General features: G+C 63.7%; 12 protein-coding genes. 3 read left to right on the forward strand and 9 right to left on the reverse strand.

Annotated elements, in window-relative coordinates; translation table 11 throughout:
• Positions 1-99 precede the first annotated feature (99 nt).
• Complete coding sequence (gene aceE / locus HZS63_RS07120) at positions 100-2,820, reverse strand: pyruvate dehydrogenase (acetyl-transferring), homodimeric type (protein ID WP_180683367.1); 2,721 nt, start codon at positions 2,818-2,820, stop codon at positions 100-102.
• Between the two features lie 160 nt (positions 2,821-2,980).
• On the opposite strand from aceE, the gene HZS63_RS07125 reads away from it, so the two are divergent.
• Genes HZS63_RS07125 through folD form a run of 3 tightly spaced genes read left to right on the forward strand, consistent with a single transcriptional unit; the run spans position 2,981 to position 7,046 of the window.
• Positions 2,981-5,485: a PAS domain-containing sensor histidine kinase gene (locus HZS63_RS07125; RefSeq protein ID WP_180683368.1), complete on the forward strand. Its 2,505-nt coding sequence runs from the start codon at positions 2,981-2,983 to the stop codon at positions 5,483-5,485.
• A 51-nt stretch (positions 5,486-5,536) separates the two neighbouring features.
• A complete protein-coding gene (locus tag HZS63_RS07130; RefSeq protein WP_180683369.1) occupies positions 5,537-6,160 on the forward strand; it encodes a response regulator transcription factor in 624 nt (207 codons plus the stop codon).
• Between the two features lie 34 nt (positions 6,161-6,194).
• Positions 6,195-7,046, forward strand: a complete 852-nt coding sequence (gene folD, locus HZS63_RS07135) for a bifunctional methylenetetrahydrofolate dehydrogenase/methenyltetrahydrofolate cyclohydrolase FolD (protein WP_180683370.1) — start codon at positions 6,195-6,197, stop codon at positions 7,044-7,046.
• A gap of 6 nt (positions 7,047-7,052) precedes the next feature.
• Here the strand turns inward: folD and HZS63_RS07140 are convergent, their stop codons facing one another.
• From HZS63_RS07140 to lpxA, 8 genes are all read right to left on the reverse strand, one after another.
• The gene (locus HZS63_RS07140) at positions 7,053-7,502 is read right to left on the reverse strand and encodes a DUF4149 domain-containing protein (protein ID WP_180683371.1); all 450 of its coding nucleotides are present in this window, start codon (positions 7,500-7,502) and stop codon (positions 7,053-7,055) included.
• Positions 7,503-7,513: 11 nt separating this feature from the next.
• Positions 7,514-7,990 carry a transcription elongation factor GreA gene (greA, locus tag HZS63_RS07145; RefSeq protein WP_180683372.1) on the reverse strand — a complete coding sequence of 159 codons (477 nt, stop codon included), beginning with the start codon at positions 7,988-7,990 and terminating at the stop codon, positions 7,514-7,516.
• A 123-nt stretch (positions 7,991-8,113) separates the two neighbouring features.
• On the reverse strand, positions 8,114-11,383 hold the full coding sequence (carB, locus tag HZS63_RS07150) for a carbamoyl-phosphate synthase large subunit (protein ID WP_180683373.1): 3,270 nt from the start codon (positions 11,381-11,383) through the stop codon (positions 8,114-8,116).
• Positions 11,384-11,479: 96 nt separating this feature from the next.
• Complete coding sequence (gene carA / locus HZS63_RS07155; RefSeq protein WP_180683374.1) at positions 11,480-12,649, reverse strand: glutamine-hydrolyzing carbamoyl-phosphate synthase small subunit; 1,170 nt, start codon at positions 12,647-12,649, stop codon at positions 11,480-11,482.
• Positions 12,650-12,763: 114 nt separating this feature from the next.
• A complete protein-coding gene (locus HZS63_RS07160; RefSeq protein WP_180683375.1) occupies positions 12,764-13,543 on the reverse strand; it encodes a TrmH family RNA methyltransferase in 780 nt (259 codons plus the stop codon).
• Positions 13,544-13,563: 20 nt separating this feature from the next.
• Positions 13,564-14,235 (reverse strand): ribonuclease HII, encoded by a 672-nt coding sequence (gene rnhB / locus HZS63_RS07165; protein ID WP_425505933.1) that lies wholly within the window; start codon positions 14,233-14,235, stop codon positions 13,564-13,566.
• Complete coding sequence (gene lpxB, locus HZS63_RS07170; protein ID WP_180683376.1) at positions 14,210-15,370, reverse strand: lipid-A-disaccharide synthase; 1,161 nt, start codon at positions 15,368-15,370, stop codon at positions 14,210-14,212. The genes rnhB and lpxB overlap by 26 nt, the downstream gene beginning before the upstream one ends.
• The gene (lpxA, locus tag HZS63_RS07175) at positions 15,367-16,161 is read right to left on the reverse strand and encodes an acyl-ACP--UDP-N-acetylglucosamine O-acyltransferase (protein WP_180683377.1); all 795 of its coding nucleotides are present in this window, start codon (positions 16,159-16,161) and stop codon (positions 15,367-15,369) included. The genes lpxB and lpxA overlap by 4 nt, the downstream gene beginning before the upstream one ends.
• Between the last annotated feature and the right edge of the window lie 7 nt (positions 16,162-16,168).

A 16,168-nucleotide genomic window follows, 5' to 3' on the forward strand; every position in this document is an offset into this window, starting at 1 on the left:
GCCCGGCTTGACCAGCAGCTCAATGACCGCCACGTCAGAAAAATCCCCGATGTCCGGGACCCTCACTTCGATCAGTGCCATGTTCTCGTCTCCGGTGCGTCAGGCGTACAGGGGGTTCACTTTTTCGGTGTCGATGCCGTACTTGGCAATCGCCTCGGCCACCTTGGCCACGGGCACGGTGCCCTCCTCGGCCAGGGCCTTGAGTGCGGCCACCACGATGTAGTGACGGTTCACCTCGAAGTGCTCACGCAGCTTGCTGCGGAAATCGCTGCGGCCAAAACCGTCGGTCCCCAGCACCTTGTAAGTCCGGCCCTTGGGAATGAAAGAGCGGATCTGGTCGGCAAACGCCTTCATGTAGTCGGTGGAAGCCACCACCGGACCAGCGTGCTTTTCCAGTTGCTGGGTCACGAACGGCACCCGCGGCGTCTGGGTCGGGTGCAGCAGGTTCCAGCGCTCGCAGTCCTGACCGTCGCGGGCCAGTTCGTTGAAGCTCGGACAACTCCACACATTGGCGGCCACGCCCCAGTCCTTTTCCAGCAGCTCCTGGGCAAACAGGCTTTCACGCAGGATGGAGCCCGAACCCAGCAGTTGTACGCGCGGCGTCAACTTGGGGCCCTCCTTGTACAGATACATGCCCTTGATGATCTGCTCTTCCGTGCCGGGTGTCAGGCCAGGCATGGCGTAGTTTTCATTCAGCAGGGTCAGGTAGTAAAAGACGTTTTCCTGCTTCTCCACCATGCGCTTCAAGCCGTGGTGGATGATCACCCCCACCTCGTGCGCGAAGGTCGGGTCGTAGCTCACGCAGTTCGGAATGGTGCTCGCCAGAATCTGGCTGTGACCGTCCTCGTGCTGCAGGCCCTCGCCATTGAGCGTGGTGCGCCCGGAAGTGCCCCCCAGCAGGAAGCCGCGCGCCTGCATGTCACCCGCCGCCCAGGCCAGATCCCCGATGCGCTGGAAGCCGAACATCGAGTAGAAGATGTAGAACGGCACCATGATGCGGTTGTTGGTGCTGTAAGACGTCGCCGCCGCGATCCAGCTCGCCATGCCACCGGCCTCGTTGATGCCTTCCTGCAGGATTTGCCCGGCCTTGTCTTCGCGGTAATACATCACCTGGTCTTTGTCCACCGGCGTGTAGAGCTGGCCTTTCGGGTTGTAGATACCGATCTGGCGGAACAGGCCCTCCATGCCAAAGGTGCGTGCCTCGTCCACCAGGATGGGCACCACGCGCGGGCCCAGCGCCTGATCACGCAGCAACTGGGTAAGGAATCGCACGTAGGCTTGGGTGGTGGAGATCTCGCGCCCCTCGGGCGTGGGCTCCAGCACCGCCTTGAAGGTTTCGAGCGCGGGCACGGTAAAGCTCTCGTCCGATTTCACACGCCGCTTGGGCAGGTAGCCGCCCAGCGCTTGGCGGCGCTCATGCAGGTATTTCATCTCCGGCGTATCGTCTGCCGGCTTGTAGAACGGGATATTGGACAGTTCGCTGTCGGGGATGGGGATGTTGAAGCGGTCACGGAAATAGCGGATGTCATCGTCCGAGAGCTTCTTGGTCTGGTGCGCGGTGTTCTTGCCCTCACCCGCACGGCCCATGCCGTAGCCCTTGACCGTCTTGACCAGCAGCACCGTGGGCTGGCCGGTGGTGTTGTGATGTGCGCGGTGAAAAGCCGCATACACCTTTTGCGCGTCGTGACCGCCCCGGCGCAGCGCCCAGATCTCCTCATCGCTCATCTTCGACACCAGCTCCAGCGCCCTCGGGTCACGGCCAAAGAAATGCTTGCGCACGAAGGCGCCGTCGTTGGCCTTGAAGGCCTGGTAGTCGCCATCGAGCGTGTCGAGCATGATCTTGCGCAGGGCGCCGTCCTTGTCACGCGCCAACAGCGGATCCCAGTTGCTGCCCCACAGCAGCTTGATCACGTTCCAGCCCGAGCCGCGGAACTCCCCTTCCAACTCCTGGATGATCTTGCCGTTGCCGCGCACCGGGCCGTCGAGGCGCTGCAGGTTGCAGTTCACCACGAAGATCAGGTTATCCAGCCCTTCGCGCGCCGCCAGGCCGATGGCCCCCAGGCTCTCGGGTTCGTCCATCTCGCCATCGCCGCAGAACGCCCAGACCTTGCGCTGCGAGGTATCGGCAATGCCGCGGGCGTGCAGATATTTCAGGAAACGCGCCTGGTAGATGGCCATCAAGGGCCCCAAGCCCATGGAGACGGTGGGGAACTGCCAAAACTCCGGCATCAGCTTGGGGTGCGGGTAGCTCGACAGTCCCTTGCCATCCACCTCCTGGCGGAAATGCAGCAGTTGTTCTTCGGTCAGTCGCCCTTCCAGAAAAGCCCGGGCATAGATGCCAGGCGCGCTGTGCCCCTGGATGTAGAGCAGATCGCCGCCGTGGCTGCCCCCGTTGTCCGTGTCATCGGCGTGCCAGAAATGGTTGAAACCGCAGGCGAACAGATGTGCCAGCGACTGAAAGGAACTGATGTGCCCACCCAGGTCGCCCCCATCGGGCGGGTTCAGGCGGTTGGCCTTGACCACCATGGCCATCGCATTCCAGCGCATGTAGGCGCGCAGACGACCCTCGATTTCCAGGTTGCCTGGGCAGCGCTCCTCCTCATCCGGCTCCAGGGTGTTGACGTACCCGGTGGTCGCGGAAAACGGCATGTCCACGCTGTGCTCGCGGGCCTCTTCCAGCAGCTGCTCCAGAAGAAAGTGCGCTCGCTCGGGTCCTTCCCTCTCGATGACCGCATCGAGGGCATCGAGCCATTCACGGGTTTCCTGATGATCGATGTCGGGTGCGCTGAGCACATGGTTGATGTTCGGCTGAACTGACATGCGGTGTCTCCTCTATTGGATGAGCAAAGGTTAAAGCGACTGTGCCGCCCTGTCAGCAAGTTTCGCACAGATTTTCCTTGTTTTCAACATGCAGATGTTTGTTTCATAATATAAAATAATGAAGAGTGAATGTATTCGGGTTATCCCATAGACTTCACGGATGGATTCCCCCACTTCTTCCACCCCACGACGCGAATTCGTGACGCCGCTGCAATGGTGGCGCCGCTGGTGGCGTGGTCTCAGCCCCGGCCGACAAGACCGGCTCGTCAGCATCGGGCCTTTGCTGTCGGTGTTGCTGTTTCTGGCGGCCATCGTGGCTGCCCTCACCTACTTCACCCTGGAAGAAGCGGATCGCGAGCAAGAAGCGGTGACCCGGGACGTGGAATACGCCCAACAGCGGCTGCGCCTGCGCCTGATCGAGCGGCAGGAACAACTGATGCGCATCGCTCGCGACATCTCCAACCGCGACATCGAGGAGATGGAATTCAACTTTCAGGCCGAGACCCTGGTCGTGCAATACCCAGAGCTGCTGGCCATCACTTGGCTGAACGCACGGCGGGAAGTGGTGACGGCCTACACCTCCCCCAGCGCACCGGAGGCCCTCAACCGCCAGAGCGGCCAGATGCTCCCCCCCGACGCCGCAGACGGCCTCTTCGAGCTCGTGCGGGATCTGCGCCAACCCCTGTACAGCCGCCCCCAATCCCAGGCTGGCCGGGAAACGACCATCTCGCTGCTGGTGCCCCTCAACGAGCAGGGCCGTTTCAGTGGGGCCTTGATGGCCGAATACTCGATCGATGGCCTGCTGCGCTTCGGCGTACCCACCGAAGTCATGGCCCGTTACGCCGTGGCCCTGCTCGATGAGCAGCGACAGGTGTTGGCGGGTTCGGTGCATGTACCGCAGGCGACCGGGCTGCGCCGGCTGCCCTGGGCCGCAGAGCCACACCGTTACGAGATGCCGGTCGCCCCCATCGGCAACAGCCTGATCATCCAGGCGGTGGGTTACCGGACCAGCCGCGACAGCATGGGCGAGGCGTTTTTCTGGGTCGTAGGCGCCCTGAGCGCACTCACCGTCTGGATGTTGCTGGCCAACCTGCGTCACAGCCGCCGGCGACTCCAAGCCCAGCGCGCCTTGATGGTGGAGACAAACTTCCGCCGTGCGATGGAGAACTCCATGCTCACGGGCATCCGCGCGCTCGACCTCAAGGGCCGCATCACCTATGTGAACCCCGCCTTCTGCTCCATGACCGGCTGGACTGAGCAAGAATTGATTGGAACCATGCCCCCCTTCCCCTATTGGCCTGAATCGGACATCGAAACCCTCTCGGCCCGACTAAAAGATGAGCTCAACGGTCGCACCACACCGGGTGGTTTCGAAGTCCCGGTGAAGCGTAAAAACGGCAGCATCTTCTACGCGCGGATGTACGTCTCGCCCCTGATCGACGGACAGGGACAGCAAACCGGCTGGATGACCTCCGTCACCGACATCACCGAACCGAAGCGCATCCGGGAAGAGTTGACAGCCTCCTACGACCGCTTCACCACCGTGCTCGACAGCCTGGACGAGGCGATTTCCGTCGCCCCGCTGAGCAGCGCCGAACTGCTGTTCGCCAACCGCATGTACCAGACCTGGTTCGGCGCCAGCGGCCGCGGTCACCGCCAGCTGGTCGAGCTGTCCTCAACCATCCCAGAGGGGCCGATCACCGACAACCAGGACCAGGTGGACGTGCTCGCCGGACTGCCCACCGATGCCCTTTTCGAAGCCGCCACCGACAGCGCCGAGATCTATCTGCCGGAGCTCAACAAATGGCTGGAGGTGCGCACCCGTTACCTGACCTGGGTGGACGGCCGGCTGGCGCAGATGGTGATCGCCACCGACATCACCGTGCGCCGCCACGCCGAGGAACAGGCCGCCCTGCAGCAGGAACGCGCCGAAGCCGCCAGCCGCCTCATCACCATGGGGGAAATGGCCTCCAGCGTGGCGCACGAACTCAACCAGCCGCTGACAGCCATCAGCAACTACAGCAGTGGCATGATCTCGCGCCTGAAAAAACAACAGATCACCGAAGACGAACTGCTCAACGCCCTGGAAAAAACCGAGAGACAGGCACAACGGGCCGGACAGATCATCCAACGCATCCGGGCGTTCGTGAAACGCAGCGAACCGAACCCGACCCTCTCCGACGTCGCCCAGATGGTCAATAACGCCACCGAACTGGCCGACATCGAACTGCGCCGGCACATGATCCGGCTCAATACCTATGTTGCAGCGCGCCTGCCCAAGCTCATGGTGGACCCGATCCTGATCGAACAGGTGTTGATCAACCTGTTGAAAAATGCCGGCGAAGCCATCGTGCAGGCCCAGCGTCCTCAGGCCCAGCGGTACGTGGAGCTGACCGTCACGCCGCGCCAGATCGAGGGCGCCGAAACGGTGGAGTTCTCTGTGAGGGATACGGGCCAGGGGATACCGCCCGAGCAACTGGAACGCATCTACGAGGCTTTTTACAGCACCAAAGCCGAGGGCATGGGCATCGGCCTGAAGCTGTGCCGGTCCATCGTCGAGTCCCACCATGGCAGACTGCAGGCGCGAAACCTCTACAATGGGCCTGAAATTACGGGGTGTGAATTCAGTTTTTGGATTCCCGTGAGCACCGGGGTCAAGACCTAACCACCCGTAAGCGCCCTCACCGCCGGGCGCGCGACAACGAGAAAGAGTGAGATGAGCCTGATTCCGAAACGTGGCACGGTTTATGTGGTTGACGACGACGAGGCGGTCCGCGACTCGTTGCAGTGGCTGCTCGAAGGTCAGGATTACCGTGTGCGATGTTTCGAATCTGCCGAAGCCTTTCTGAGCCGATACGACCCGCGGGAGGTGGCCTGCCTGATCGCCGATATCCGCATGGGTGGCATGAGCGGCATGGAGCTGCAAGACCGGCTGATCGAGCGCCACTCCCCCTTGCCCATCGTGTTCATCACCGGACATGGCGATGTCCCCATGGCGGTGGAGTCGATGAAAAAGGGCGCGCTGGACTTCATCCAGAAGCCGTTCAACGAGGCGCAACTGGTGCACCTCGTCGAGCGCATGCTGGAGACGGCGCGTGAGGTGTTCGCCGTGCACCAGCAGGCTGCCACCCGCGAAGCCCTGCTCGGCAAGCTCACCACCCGAGAATCCCAGGTACTGGAGCGCATCGTGGCCGGGCGGCTGAACAAGCAGATCGCGGATGACCTCGGCATCAGCATCAAAACGGTGGAAGCCCACCGCGCCAACATCATGGAGAAGCTGGGCGCCAACACGGTCGCCGACCTGTTGAAAATCGCCCTCGCCCCTACGGCCAAAACCTGACCCTTCATCCTTCCCGATTTTCGCCAGCCTTATCATGACCGCCCAATTGATCGACGGCAACGCGCTGTCACGCCAACTGCGCGCCGAAGTCTCGCAACGTGTCGCCAACCTCAAGGCACGCGGCATCACCCCCGGCCTCGCCGTCATTCTGGTCGGGGACGACCCGGCCAGCCAGGTCTATGTGCGCAACAAGGTCAAGGCCTGCGAAGACACCGGCATCCATTCCGTGCTGGAAAAGTACGAATCCAGCCTGAGCGAAGCGGCCTTGCTGGCACGCGTGCAAGCACTGAACCACGATCCGACCATCCACGGCATCCTGGTCCAGTTGCCACTGCCCGCCCACATCGACGCGCACAAGGTGATCGAGGCCATTTCCCCGGCCAAGGACGTGGATGGCTTCCACGTCGCCAGCGCCGGAGCGCTCATGGTGGGGCAGCCCGGTTTCTGGCCCTGCACGCCTTACGGATGCATCAAGATGCTGGAGTCCATCGGCTATGACCTCAAGGGCAAACATGCCGTGGTCATCGGCCGCAGCAACATCGTCGGCAAGCCCATGGCGCTGATGCTGCTCCAACGAGACGCCACCGTCACCATCTGCCACTCGCGCACGGCCGACTTGAAAGCCCTGACGCTGCAGGCCGATGTGATCGTGGCCGCCGTGGGCAAGCGCCACGTGCTCACAGCCGACATGGTCAAACCCGGCGCCGTGGTGCTCGACGTCGGGATGAACCGCAACGACGAGGGCAAGCTGTGTGGCGATGTGGATTTCGAGGGCGTCAGGCAAGTCGCTGGCTGGATCACGCCCGTACCGGGAGGCGTGGGCCCGATGACCATCACCATGCTGATGGTCAACACACTGGAATCGGCCGAGCGTTCGACCGGCTGAGGCGGCTCAGACCGCTGGCGCTTCGGCCCGGCGGGCAAACCACCACAGGACGCGCAAGGCACAGAGCCATTGCAGGAGCACCAGCGCACTCCCCAGGGTATGCCAGAAACGCAGGTCGCCCCCCGAAACACGGGCCGTCAGGATGCGTTCGGCCACCCCGTGCTCCTGCACCAGCGCAGCCAGTGCGGCCAGCAGCAACCAGGGCAACAGGACCCAGCGGGCCGTGACTTCAGCCGATTGCAGACGCTGCAGACGCCCCCACAAGATCAGGCTCAACGCCACCACCACACTGGCCCAGGCCTGAACCTGAAACAGTCTGGCCGCATAGCCGCCTGCCTGCGCCGGGTTGCCCAAGACGCCAAAGGCCATGGGTACCGCCACGAAACTCAATGCCGACAAGCCCCCCCACCACAAGGCGGCGAGCAGCAACGGCCAGCGATCCAGAAGCGGCTGCATGCTGAACCGGCTCACTCGTAACGCACCGCCACCACCTCGAAGCGCTTGACGCCACCGGGTGCCTGCACTTCGGCCACGTCGCCTTCTTCCTTGCCGATCAAGGCACGAGCGATGGGGCTGGAGATGTTGATCAGCCCCAGCTTGAGGTCGGCCTCGTCCTCACCCACGATCTGGTAGGTCACGACCTCGCCGGTGGTTTCCTCCTCCAGTTCGACCGTGGCACCAAACACCACCCGCCCCCCTGCATCCAGGGCGGCGGGGTCGATGATCTGCGCCACCGAAAGCTTGCTTTCGATTTCGGCGATGCGGCCTTCGATGAAACCCTGACGCTCTTTGGCAGCATCGTAATCCGCGTTCTCGCTCAGATCGCCCTGGGCACGGGCTTCGGCAATCGCGTTGATGACCGCAGGTCGGTCCACGGTCTTGAGACGGTGCAACTCCTCCTTGAGCTTGTCGGCACCGCGCTTGGTCACGGGAATGGTGGGCATTTGTCGATCTCCAAAAGCAAACCGCCGATCGTTCCCAATCGGCGGTGTGGTTGAAGGGATTATGCCTCAAGCTGAATCATTCGGGCCAGGGCGACGCACCGGGAAAGCCCTGAGGCAAGGACATCAGGCGAAGAGCTCGGCGTGCATCTCCTGCACCGAGATCACGCCCAGCTGGTCCAGGCTTTTCATGCCCTCCACGGCGGCCTCGGCCCCCGAAATGGTGGTGAAGGTGGTGACGCGGTTGAGCAACGCCGAGGTGCGGATGTAGCGCGAGTCGGCAATCGCGTTGCGGCGCTCTTCCACCGTGTTGATGACCATGGCGATTTCGCCGTTCTTGATCATGTCCACGATGTTGGGGCGGCCTTCCGCCACCTTGTTGACCAGCTCGCAAGGTATCCCCTCGGCCTCGATGGCCGCTGCGGTGCCGCGCGTGGCGACCAGCTGGAAACCCATCGCGTGCAGTTCGCGCGCCACGATCACGGCACGCGCCTTGTCCGATTGCTTGACCGAGAGGAACACCTTGTTCACCTCGTCCGTCGGGCGCGGCAGTTTGGTCCCCGCGCCGAGCTGTGATTTCACGAACGCCTCGCCAAAGGTCCTGCCCACACCCATGACTTCCCCGGTGGACTTCATTTCGGGGCCCAGGATGGTATCGACGCCCGGAAACTTGACAAACGGGAACACCGCCTCCTTCACGCTGAAGTACGGCGGGGTGACCTCCTGGGTGATGCCCTGCTGGGCCAGCGTCTGGCCCGCCATGCAGCGCGCCGCCACCTTGGCCAGCTGGATGCCGGTGGCCTTGGAAACGAAAGGCACTGTGCGTGAGGCGCGCGGATTCACTTCCAGCACGTAGATCACGTCCTTCTTCACGCCGTTCTCTTCCACCTCCTGGATGGCGAACTGCACGTTCATCAGGCCGACCACGTTGAGCGCGTTGGCCATGGCGGCGGTCTGGCGCTTGAGTTCGTCCACCGTGGTCTGGCTCAGGTAGTAAGGCGGCAGCGAGCAGGCGGAGTCACCCGAGTGCACGCCCGCCTGCTCGATGTGCTCCATCACGCCGCCGATCAACACCTGACCAGAAGCGTCGCGGATGCAGTCCACGTCGCACTCGATGGCGTCGTTCAGGAAGCGGTCCAGCAGCACCGGCGAATCGTTGCTCACCTTCACCGCCTCGCGCATATAGCGCTCCAGGTCGCGCGGCTCGTGCACGATTTCCATGGCGCGGCCACCCAGCACGTAGCTGGGGCGCACCACCAGCGGGTAGCCCAGCTCGGCGGCCTTGTCCATTGCCTCGGCCTCGGTGCGGGCCGTGGCGTTGGGCGGCTGGCGCAGGCCCAGTTCGTGCAGCAGCTTCTGGAAGCGCTCGCGGTCTTCGGCGGCATCGATCATGTCGGGGCTGGTGCCGATGATGGGCACGCCTTCGCGCTCCAGGCCCAGCGCCAGTTTCAGCGGCGTCTGGCCGCCGTACTGGACGATGACGCCCAACGGCTTTTCCTTGTCCACGATCTCCAGCACATCTTCCAGCGTCAGCGGCTCGAAGTACAGGCGGTCGGAGGTGTCGTAGTCGGTGGACACGGTTTCCGGGTTGCAGTTGACCATGATGGTCTCGTAACCATCCTCGCGCATGGCGAGTGCGGCGTGCACGCAGCAGTAGTCGAACTCGATGCCTTGGCCGATGCGGTTCGGGCCACCGCCCAGCACCATGATCTTTTTCTTGTCCGTCGGGTCGGCCTCGCACTCGTCTTCGTAGGTGGAGTACATGTAGGCGGTGTGGGTGGCGAACTCAGCGGCGCAGGTGTCCACGCGCTTGTACACGGGGCGCACGTTGAGCGCGCGGCGCCGATCCCGCACGGCCTTTTCGGTGGTCTTGAGCAGCTTGGCCAGGCGGCGGTCGCTGAAGCCTTTTTGCTTCAAGATCCGCAGGGTGTCGGCGCTCAGTGAGGCCAGAGCGCCTTCGCCTTTTTCAGCGGTGAGCTTGTCCAGCTCCAGCTCGATCTTGACGATCTCCTCGATCTGCGCCAGGAACCACTTGTCGATGCGGGTGAAATGGTGCACCTCGTCCAGCGACCAGCCAGCGGCGAACGCGTCGCCCACGTACCAGATGCGCTCGGGGCCGGGCTCGCCCAGCTCGCGCTCCAGCGTCTCGCGGTCTTGGGTTTTCTCGTTCATGCCATCGACGCCCACTTCCAGGCCGCGCAGGGCTTTCTGGAAACTCTCCTGGAAGGTACGGCCCATGGCCATCACCTCCCCCACCGACTTCATCTGCGTGGTCAGGCGGTTGTCGGCGGAAGGAAACTTCTCGAAGGCGAAACGCGGAATCTTGGTGACCACATAGTCGATGGAAGGCTCGAACGAAGCGGGGGTGGCACCGCCGGTGATCTCGTTCTTCAACTCGTCGAGCGTGTAGCCCACCGCCAGCTTGGCGGCCACCTTGGCAATGGGGAACCCGGTGGCCTTAGACGCCAGCGCCGACGAGCGCGAGACGCGCGGATTCATCTCGATGACGATCATGCGGCCGTCCTTCGGATTGACGGCGAACTGCACGTTGGAGCCGCCCGTGTCCACGCCGATCTCGCGCAGCACCGCCAGCGAGGCATTGCGCATGATCTGGTATTCCTTGTCGGTCAGCGTTTGCGCCGGAGCCACGGTGATCGAGTCCCCCGTGTGTACGCCCATCGGGTCCAGGTTCTCGATCGAGCAGACGATGATGCAGTTGTCTTTCTTGTCGCGGACCACTTCCATCTCGTACTCTTTCCAGCCCACGAGCGACTCTTCGATCAGCAGCTCGTTGGTGGGCGAGGCTTCCAGACCGCGCTTGCAGATGGTTTCGAACTCTTCTGGGTTGTAGGCAATGCCACCGCCCGTGCCGCCCAGCGTGAAGCTGGGGCGGATCACCGTGGGGAAGCCTACCTGCTTTTGCACCGCCCAGGCCTCTTCCATGCTGTGGGCGATGCCGGAACGCGCCGAGCCCAGGCCGATGCGGGTCATGGCGTCTTTGAACTTCAGGCGGTCTTCGGCCTTATCGATGGCCTCGGGCGTGGCGCCGATCAGTTCACACTTGTACTTGTGCAGCACGCCGTTGCGCCACAGGTCCAGCGCGCAGTTCAGTGCGGTCTGGCCGCCCATGGTCGGCAAAATGGCATCCGGGCGCTCCTTGGCAAGGATCTTCTCGACCGTTTGCCAGGTGATGGGCTCGATGTAGGTCACATCGGCCGTGGCCGGGTCGGTCATGATCGTGGCCGGGTTGCTGTTGATCAGGATGACCTTGTAGCCCTCTTCGCGCAGGGCCTTGCAGGCCTGCACGCCGGAGTAGTCGAATTCACAGGCCTGGCCGATGACGATGGGACCGGCACCGATGATGAGGATGCTCTTGATGTCAGTACGCTTGGGCATATTCGCTCTCGCAGGACCGCTCCAAGGGAGCGAAGGCCCCAATCACACGGATCAGTTGGGGCAGTGAAACGGCACAGCCGTGAACGCGGGGGTGCATCAACCTTTCGGCTCCATCATCCGGATGAAACGGTCGAACAGGTAGGCGATGTCGTGCGGACCAGGGGACGCCTCAGGGTGACCCTGGAAGCAGAAGGCAGGCCGGTCGGTGCGCTCCAGACCCTGAAGCGTGCCGTCGAACAGGCTGATGTGGGTGGGGCGCAGGTTGGCCGGCAGTGACTCCATCTCCACCGCGAAACCGTGGTTTTGGCTGGTGATGCTGACGCGGCCATTGTCAAGGTCTTTGACTGGGTGGTTGGCACCATGATGGCCGTGGGGCATCTTGAAGGTCTTGGCGCCGCTGGCCAGGGCCATGATCTGATGCCCCAGACAAATGCCGAAGATCGGGATGCCCGTCTCGATGAGTTCGCGCGCTGCGGCGATGGCATAGTCGCAGGGCTCGGGGTCGCCAGGACCGTTGGAGAGGAAAATGCCGTCCGGGTTGTGCCTGAGCACTTCAGACGCGGGCGTCTGGGCCGGCACCACGGTGACCTTGCAACCGCGCTCGGCCAGCATGCGCAGGATGTTTTTTTTCACCCCGAAGTCGTAGGCCACCACATGAAAGCGCGGGGTGGTCAACTCGCCATAGCCGGGCGTGCCGTCTTCGCGGGCCAGTTGCCACTCGGTCTGGGTCCAGACGTAAGGCTGCTTCGTGCTCACCACTTTCGCCAAATCTTGCCCGGCCATGCTGGGGGCGCTCTTCGCTGCTGCCACGGCCTGTGCCTTCAAGGCTTCGGTCACCTCCTGGCCCTGACCCAGGCCGATGATGGCGCCATTCTGCGAGCCTCTGGCACGCAGGATGCGCGTGAGCTTGCGGGTATCGATCCCGGCAATGGCCACCGTGCCCTCACGCTGGAGATATTCGCTCAATGTGAGCTGCGCGCGGAAATTGGAAGCCAGGAGGGGCAGGTCTTTGATGATCAGGCCGGCGGCGTGAACGGCATCGGACTCCACGTCGTCATCGTTGACACCGTAGTTGCCGATGTGCGGATACGTGAGCGTCACGATCTGCTGCCGGTAGCTCGGATCGGTGAGGATTTCCTGATAGCCGGTGATGGCGGTGTTGAAGACCACCTCGCCCACGGTCTGGCCCGCAGCACCGATGGACACACCGGTAAAGACCGTGCCGTCTGCGAGAGCGAGAATGGCTTTTGCGGGGACGGAAAACACGGAGCACTCCAGTTTTGGACGCACCTGTGCCCGCCAGAAAATGTGGTGAATTTCAGGGGGAGGAGGCCGGCCGCAGCCGACAGCAGGTGCGTTGGGTTAGGGTAAACCTTGGCATTATAGCCGAGCGACACCTGCCGAAACGGCGCTCGCGTGCAGGCAAATGGCCGCGGCGGCGGCCACGTTCAGCGACTCCTCGCCTCCAGGCTGGGCGATGCGGACATGATGCCGGGCCCGCCGCATCAGTTCGTCGGAAAGCCCTTGTCCCTCGTGCCCCAGCAGCCAGGCGCACGGCCATGGCAAAGCGGCTTCGTGCAACCACTGCCCCTGGTGCGAACTGGTCGCGATCGAGGGCAGGCCCAGCCGATCGAGGTCGGCCACCCCACCCCCCTCCACGAGATGCAAACCGAAATGCGCCCCCATACCGGCGCGCAACACTTTCGGTGCCCACAGAGCGACCGTACCCTTGAGGGCCACCACCTGCTTGAACCCGAAAGCGGCCGCACTGCGCAGGATGGACCCCACATTACCAGGATCCTGCAGCCGATCGAGCACCACGGTCGGCACCGCTGGCCGCACCTCGTCGTGAGGGGGAAGATCGAACAGACCCGCCACGGGCGGCGGTGACTCCAGTCCGCTGATCCATGCCATGAGCCGGTCGGCCACCACGATTCGACGCACCTCACGCGGCAAATCCCAGTCCTCAGCCACATGCGGCCGGGAGGCCGTCACCACGATCGCAGAGGGCACATGCCCTCGGGCCAGCAGGGCGCGACACAGATGGTCACCTTCGAGCCACACCTGCCCCGCCTTGCGGTAGGCGGCGCTGTCCTGAGCCAAAGAGCGGCACCGTTTGGCCCAGGGGTTGTCGCGGGAGGAAATGAGTTCGGGGTTCATGAGGGGGCGCGGCATCGGGCTCAAGACGACACCCCCGCATCACGCCTCAACGGCGTGGGGTGCAACGCTTCGGCCACGGGCGCGAAGCTGCGGCGGTGCTCGGGACATGGCCCCCAACGGCGCAAGGCCTCCAGGTGTTGCACCGTCCCATACCCTTTGTGCTGGTCGAACCCGTACTGTGGGTATTGAGCATGGAGATCATCCAGGCCCCGGTCGCGCGTGACCTTGGCCAAAATGGAGGCAGCCGAAATGGCCTGCACCTTCGCATCGCCCCCCACAATCGCCTCGGCTCGCACATCCAGCACAGGCAAGCGGTTGCCATCGACGAGCACCAGCCGAGGCTTGAGTCGCAGCCCGGCAACGGCCCGGCGCATGGCCAGCATCGTGGCCTGGAGAACATTGAGGCGATCGATCTCCTCCACGGTGGCCTGCCCCACGGAGCAGCACAGGGCCTTGGCCCGGATCTCATCATAGAGGCGGTCGCGGCGTGCCGAACTGAGTTTTTTCGAGTCCGCCAACCCGGCAATCGGTTGCGCATCATCCAGAATGACCGCAGCCGCGACCACCGGCCCCGCCAAGGGACCTCGACCGGCTTCGTCCACCCCCGCGATCAGACCGGCTTCGTCAAGGCACATCCAGGCGAAGGATTGCTGCACGGTGTGGGTATCAGGCAAGGACTTTCGCGATCGCATCGGTGGCCAGTCGTGGGGTGTCGAGGGCAAGGGTTTGGTGCAGGGCGGCAAACCGATCCTGCAGCCGCCGGACGCGATCCCGGGTCGAGGCATCATCGGCCAGCCAGGCCAGCGTGGCATCGGCCAGGGCCTCGGGTGTGGCGGCCTCCTGCAGCAGCTCTGGCACCAGGAACTCCTGTGCCAGGATGTTGGGCAGCCCGACCCAGGGCTGCAATCGCTTGCGCTGATGCAGCTTCCAGGAAAACCAGTTCATGTGGTAGGCGATCACCATGGGGCGCTTGAACAGCGCCGCTTCCAGCGTGGCCGTCCCGCTCGCGATCAGGGTCACATCACACGCCGCCAACACCGTGTGGGACTCGCCCTGGATCACCTGAACCTTGGACTGCAGATCCGCTTCCACCACTTCCTGCACGATACGCGGCTGCAGAGCCGGCACGGCCGGCAGCACGAACCTGAGCTCGGGCCGGCGTCTCGACATGAGCCGGGCCGCCTGCAAAAAGCGGGGCAGCAAGTGCGCCACCTCTGCGCGCCGGCTGCCCGGCAGGAGTGCGACCACCTCCGACTCCGGCGGCAGACGGAGTGCTTGCCGCGCAGCCGCACGGTCCGGCACCAGGGGAATCAGCGATGCCAGCGGGTGCCCCACATAAGTCGCCGCCACTCCGTGGGCATGGAACAACGCCGCCTCGAACGGGAAAATGCACAGCACGTGATCCACGTGGCGGCGAATCTTCTCGATACGCTCGGGTCGCCAGGCCCACACCGCCGGGGCGACGAAATGCACCGTCTTGACACCGGCGGCACGCAGATCGCCCTCCAGATCGAGGTTGAAGTCGGGAGCGTCCACGCCCACGAACAGCCGCGGCGGGGCGGCCAACAGGCGGTCGCGCAACTGACGGCGGATGGCCACGATCTCGCGGTAGTGCCGCAGCACCTCCACATAGCCGCGCACGGCCAGTTTGTCACTGGGCCACCAGGCCTCAAACCCCTGCGCCTGCATCCGAGGGCCACCAATGCCAGCGGCACGCCAGGTCGGCCAACGCCGCTTCAAGCCCGCGAGCAGGCGAGCCGCCAGCAGGTCGCCCGACGCCTCGCCAGCGACCAACGCCACATCACAAGAGGCGGTTGTCGCGCTCAACGCACGATGCCCCGTTCCTGGGACACCCCCTGAAGAAAACCTTGCATCAAAGCCACGTCAGCCTCGGCCTCGGGGTAACGGGCAGGCAACTCGGCCAGCCGGGCTTGCGCCTGCTCCAGCGTGAGATTGTCCCGGTACAGAGCCTTGTGCATGGCCTTCACCGCCGAAATCCGTTCGGCACTGAAGCCGCGACGACGCAAGCCCTCGAAATTCATGGAGCGTGCCTGTGCCGGCTGGCCTTGGGCCATCACGAACGGGGGCACATCGGCAAAGAGCAATGAACACATCGCCGTCATGGCATGGGCGCCGATGCGCACGAACTGGTGCACGACGGTGTAGCCACCCAGAATGACCCAATCCCCCACCTGCACATGCCCGGCCAGCTGGGCGTTGTTGGCAAAGATGGTGTGGTTGCCCACGACGCAGTCGTGCGCCAGGTGGGTGTAGGCCATCATCCAGTTGTCGTGCCCCAGCCGCGTCACCCCACCGCCCTGCACCGTCCCAATGTGGTAGGTGCTGTATTCGCGGATGGTGTTGCGGTCACCAATGACGAGTTGGCACGGCTCCCCCGCATATTTCTTGTCCTGGCTGGCCAGCCCCAGGCAGACGAAGGGGTATATGTGGTTGTCCTGCCCCAGGGTGGTGTGTCCCTCGATGACGCAATGTGCCCCGATGCGCGTGCGAGCGCCCACCTTCACATGGGGGCCGATCACCGTGTAGGGGCCCACACTGACGGTGTCGTCGAGTTGCGCCTTCGGATCCACCAAAGCGGTGGGATGAATGTCTGCCATGCCCGGT

Origin of the sequence: Tepidicella baoligensis, assembly GCF_013432195.1 — a bacterium.
GTDB classification, from domain to species: Bacteria; Pseudomonadota; Gammaproteobacteria; order Burkholderiales; family Burkholderiaceae_C; genus Tepidicella; species Tepidicella baoligensis.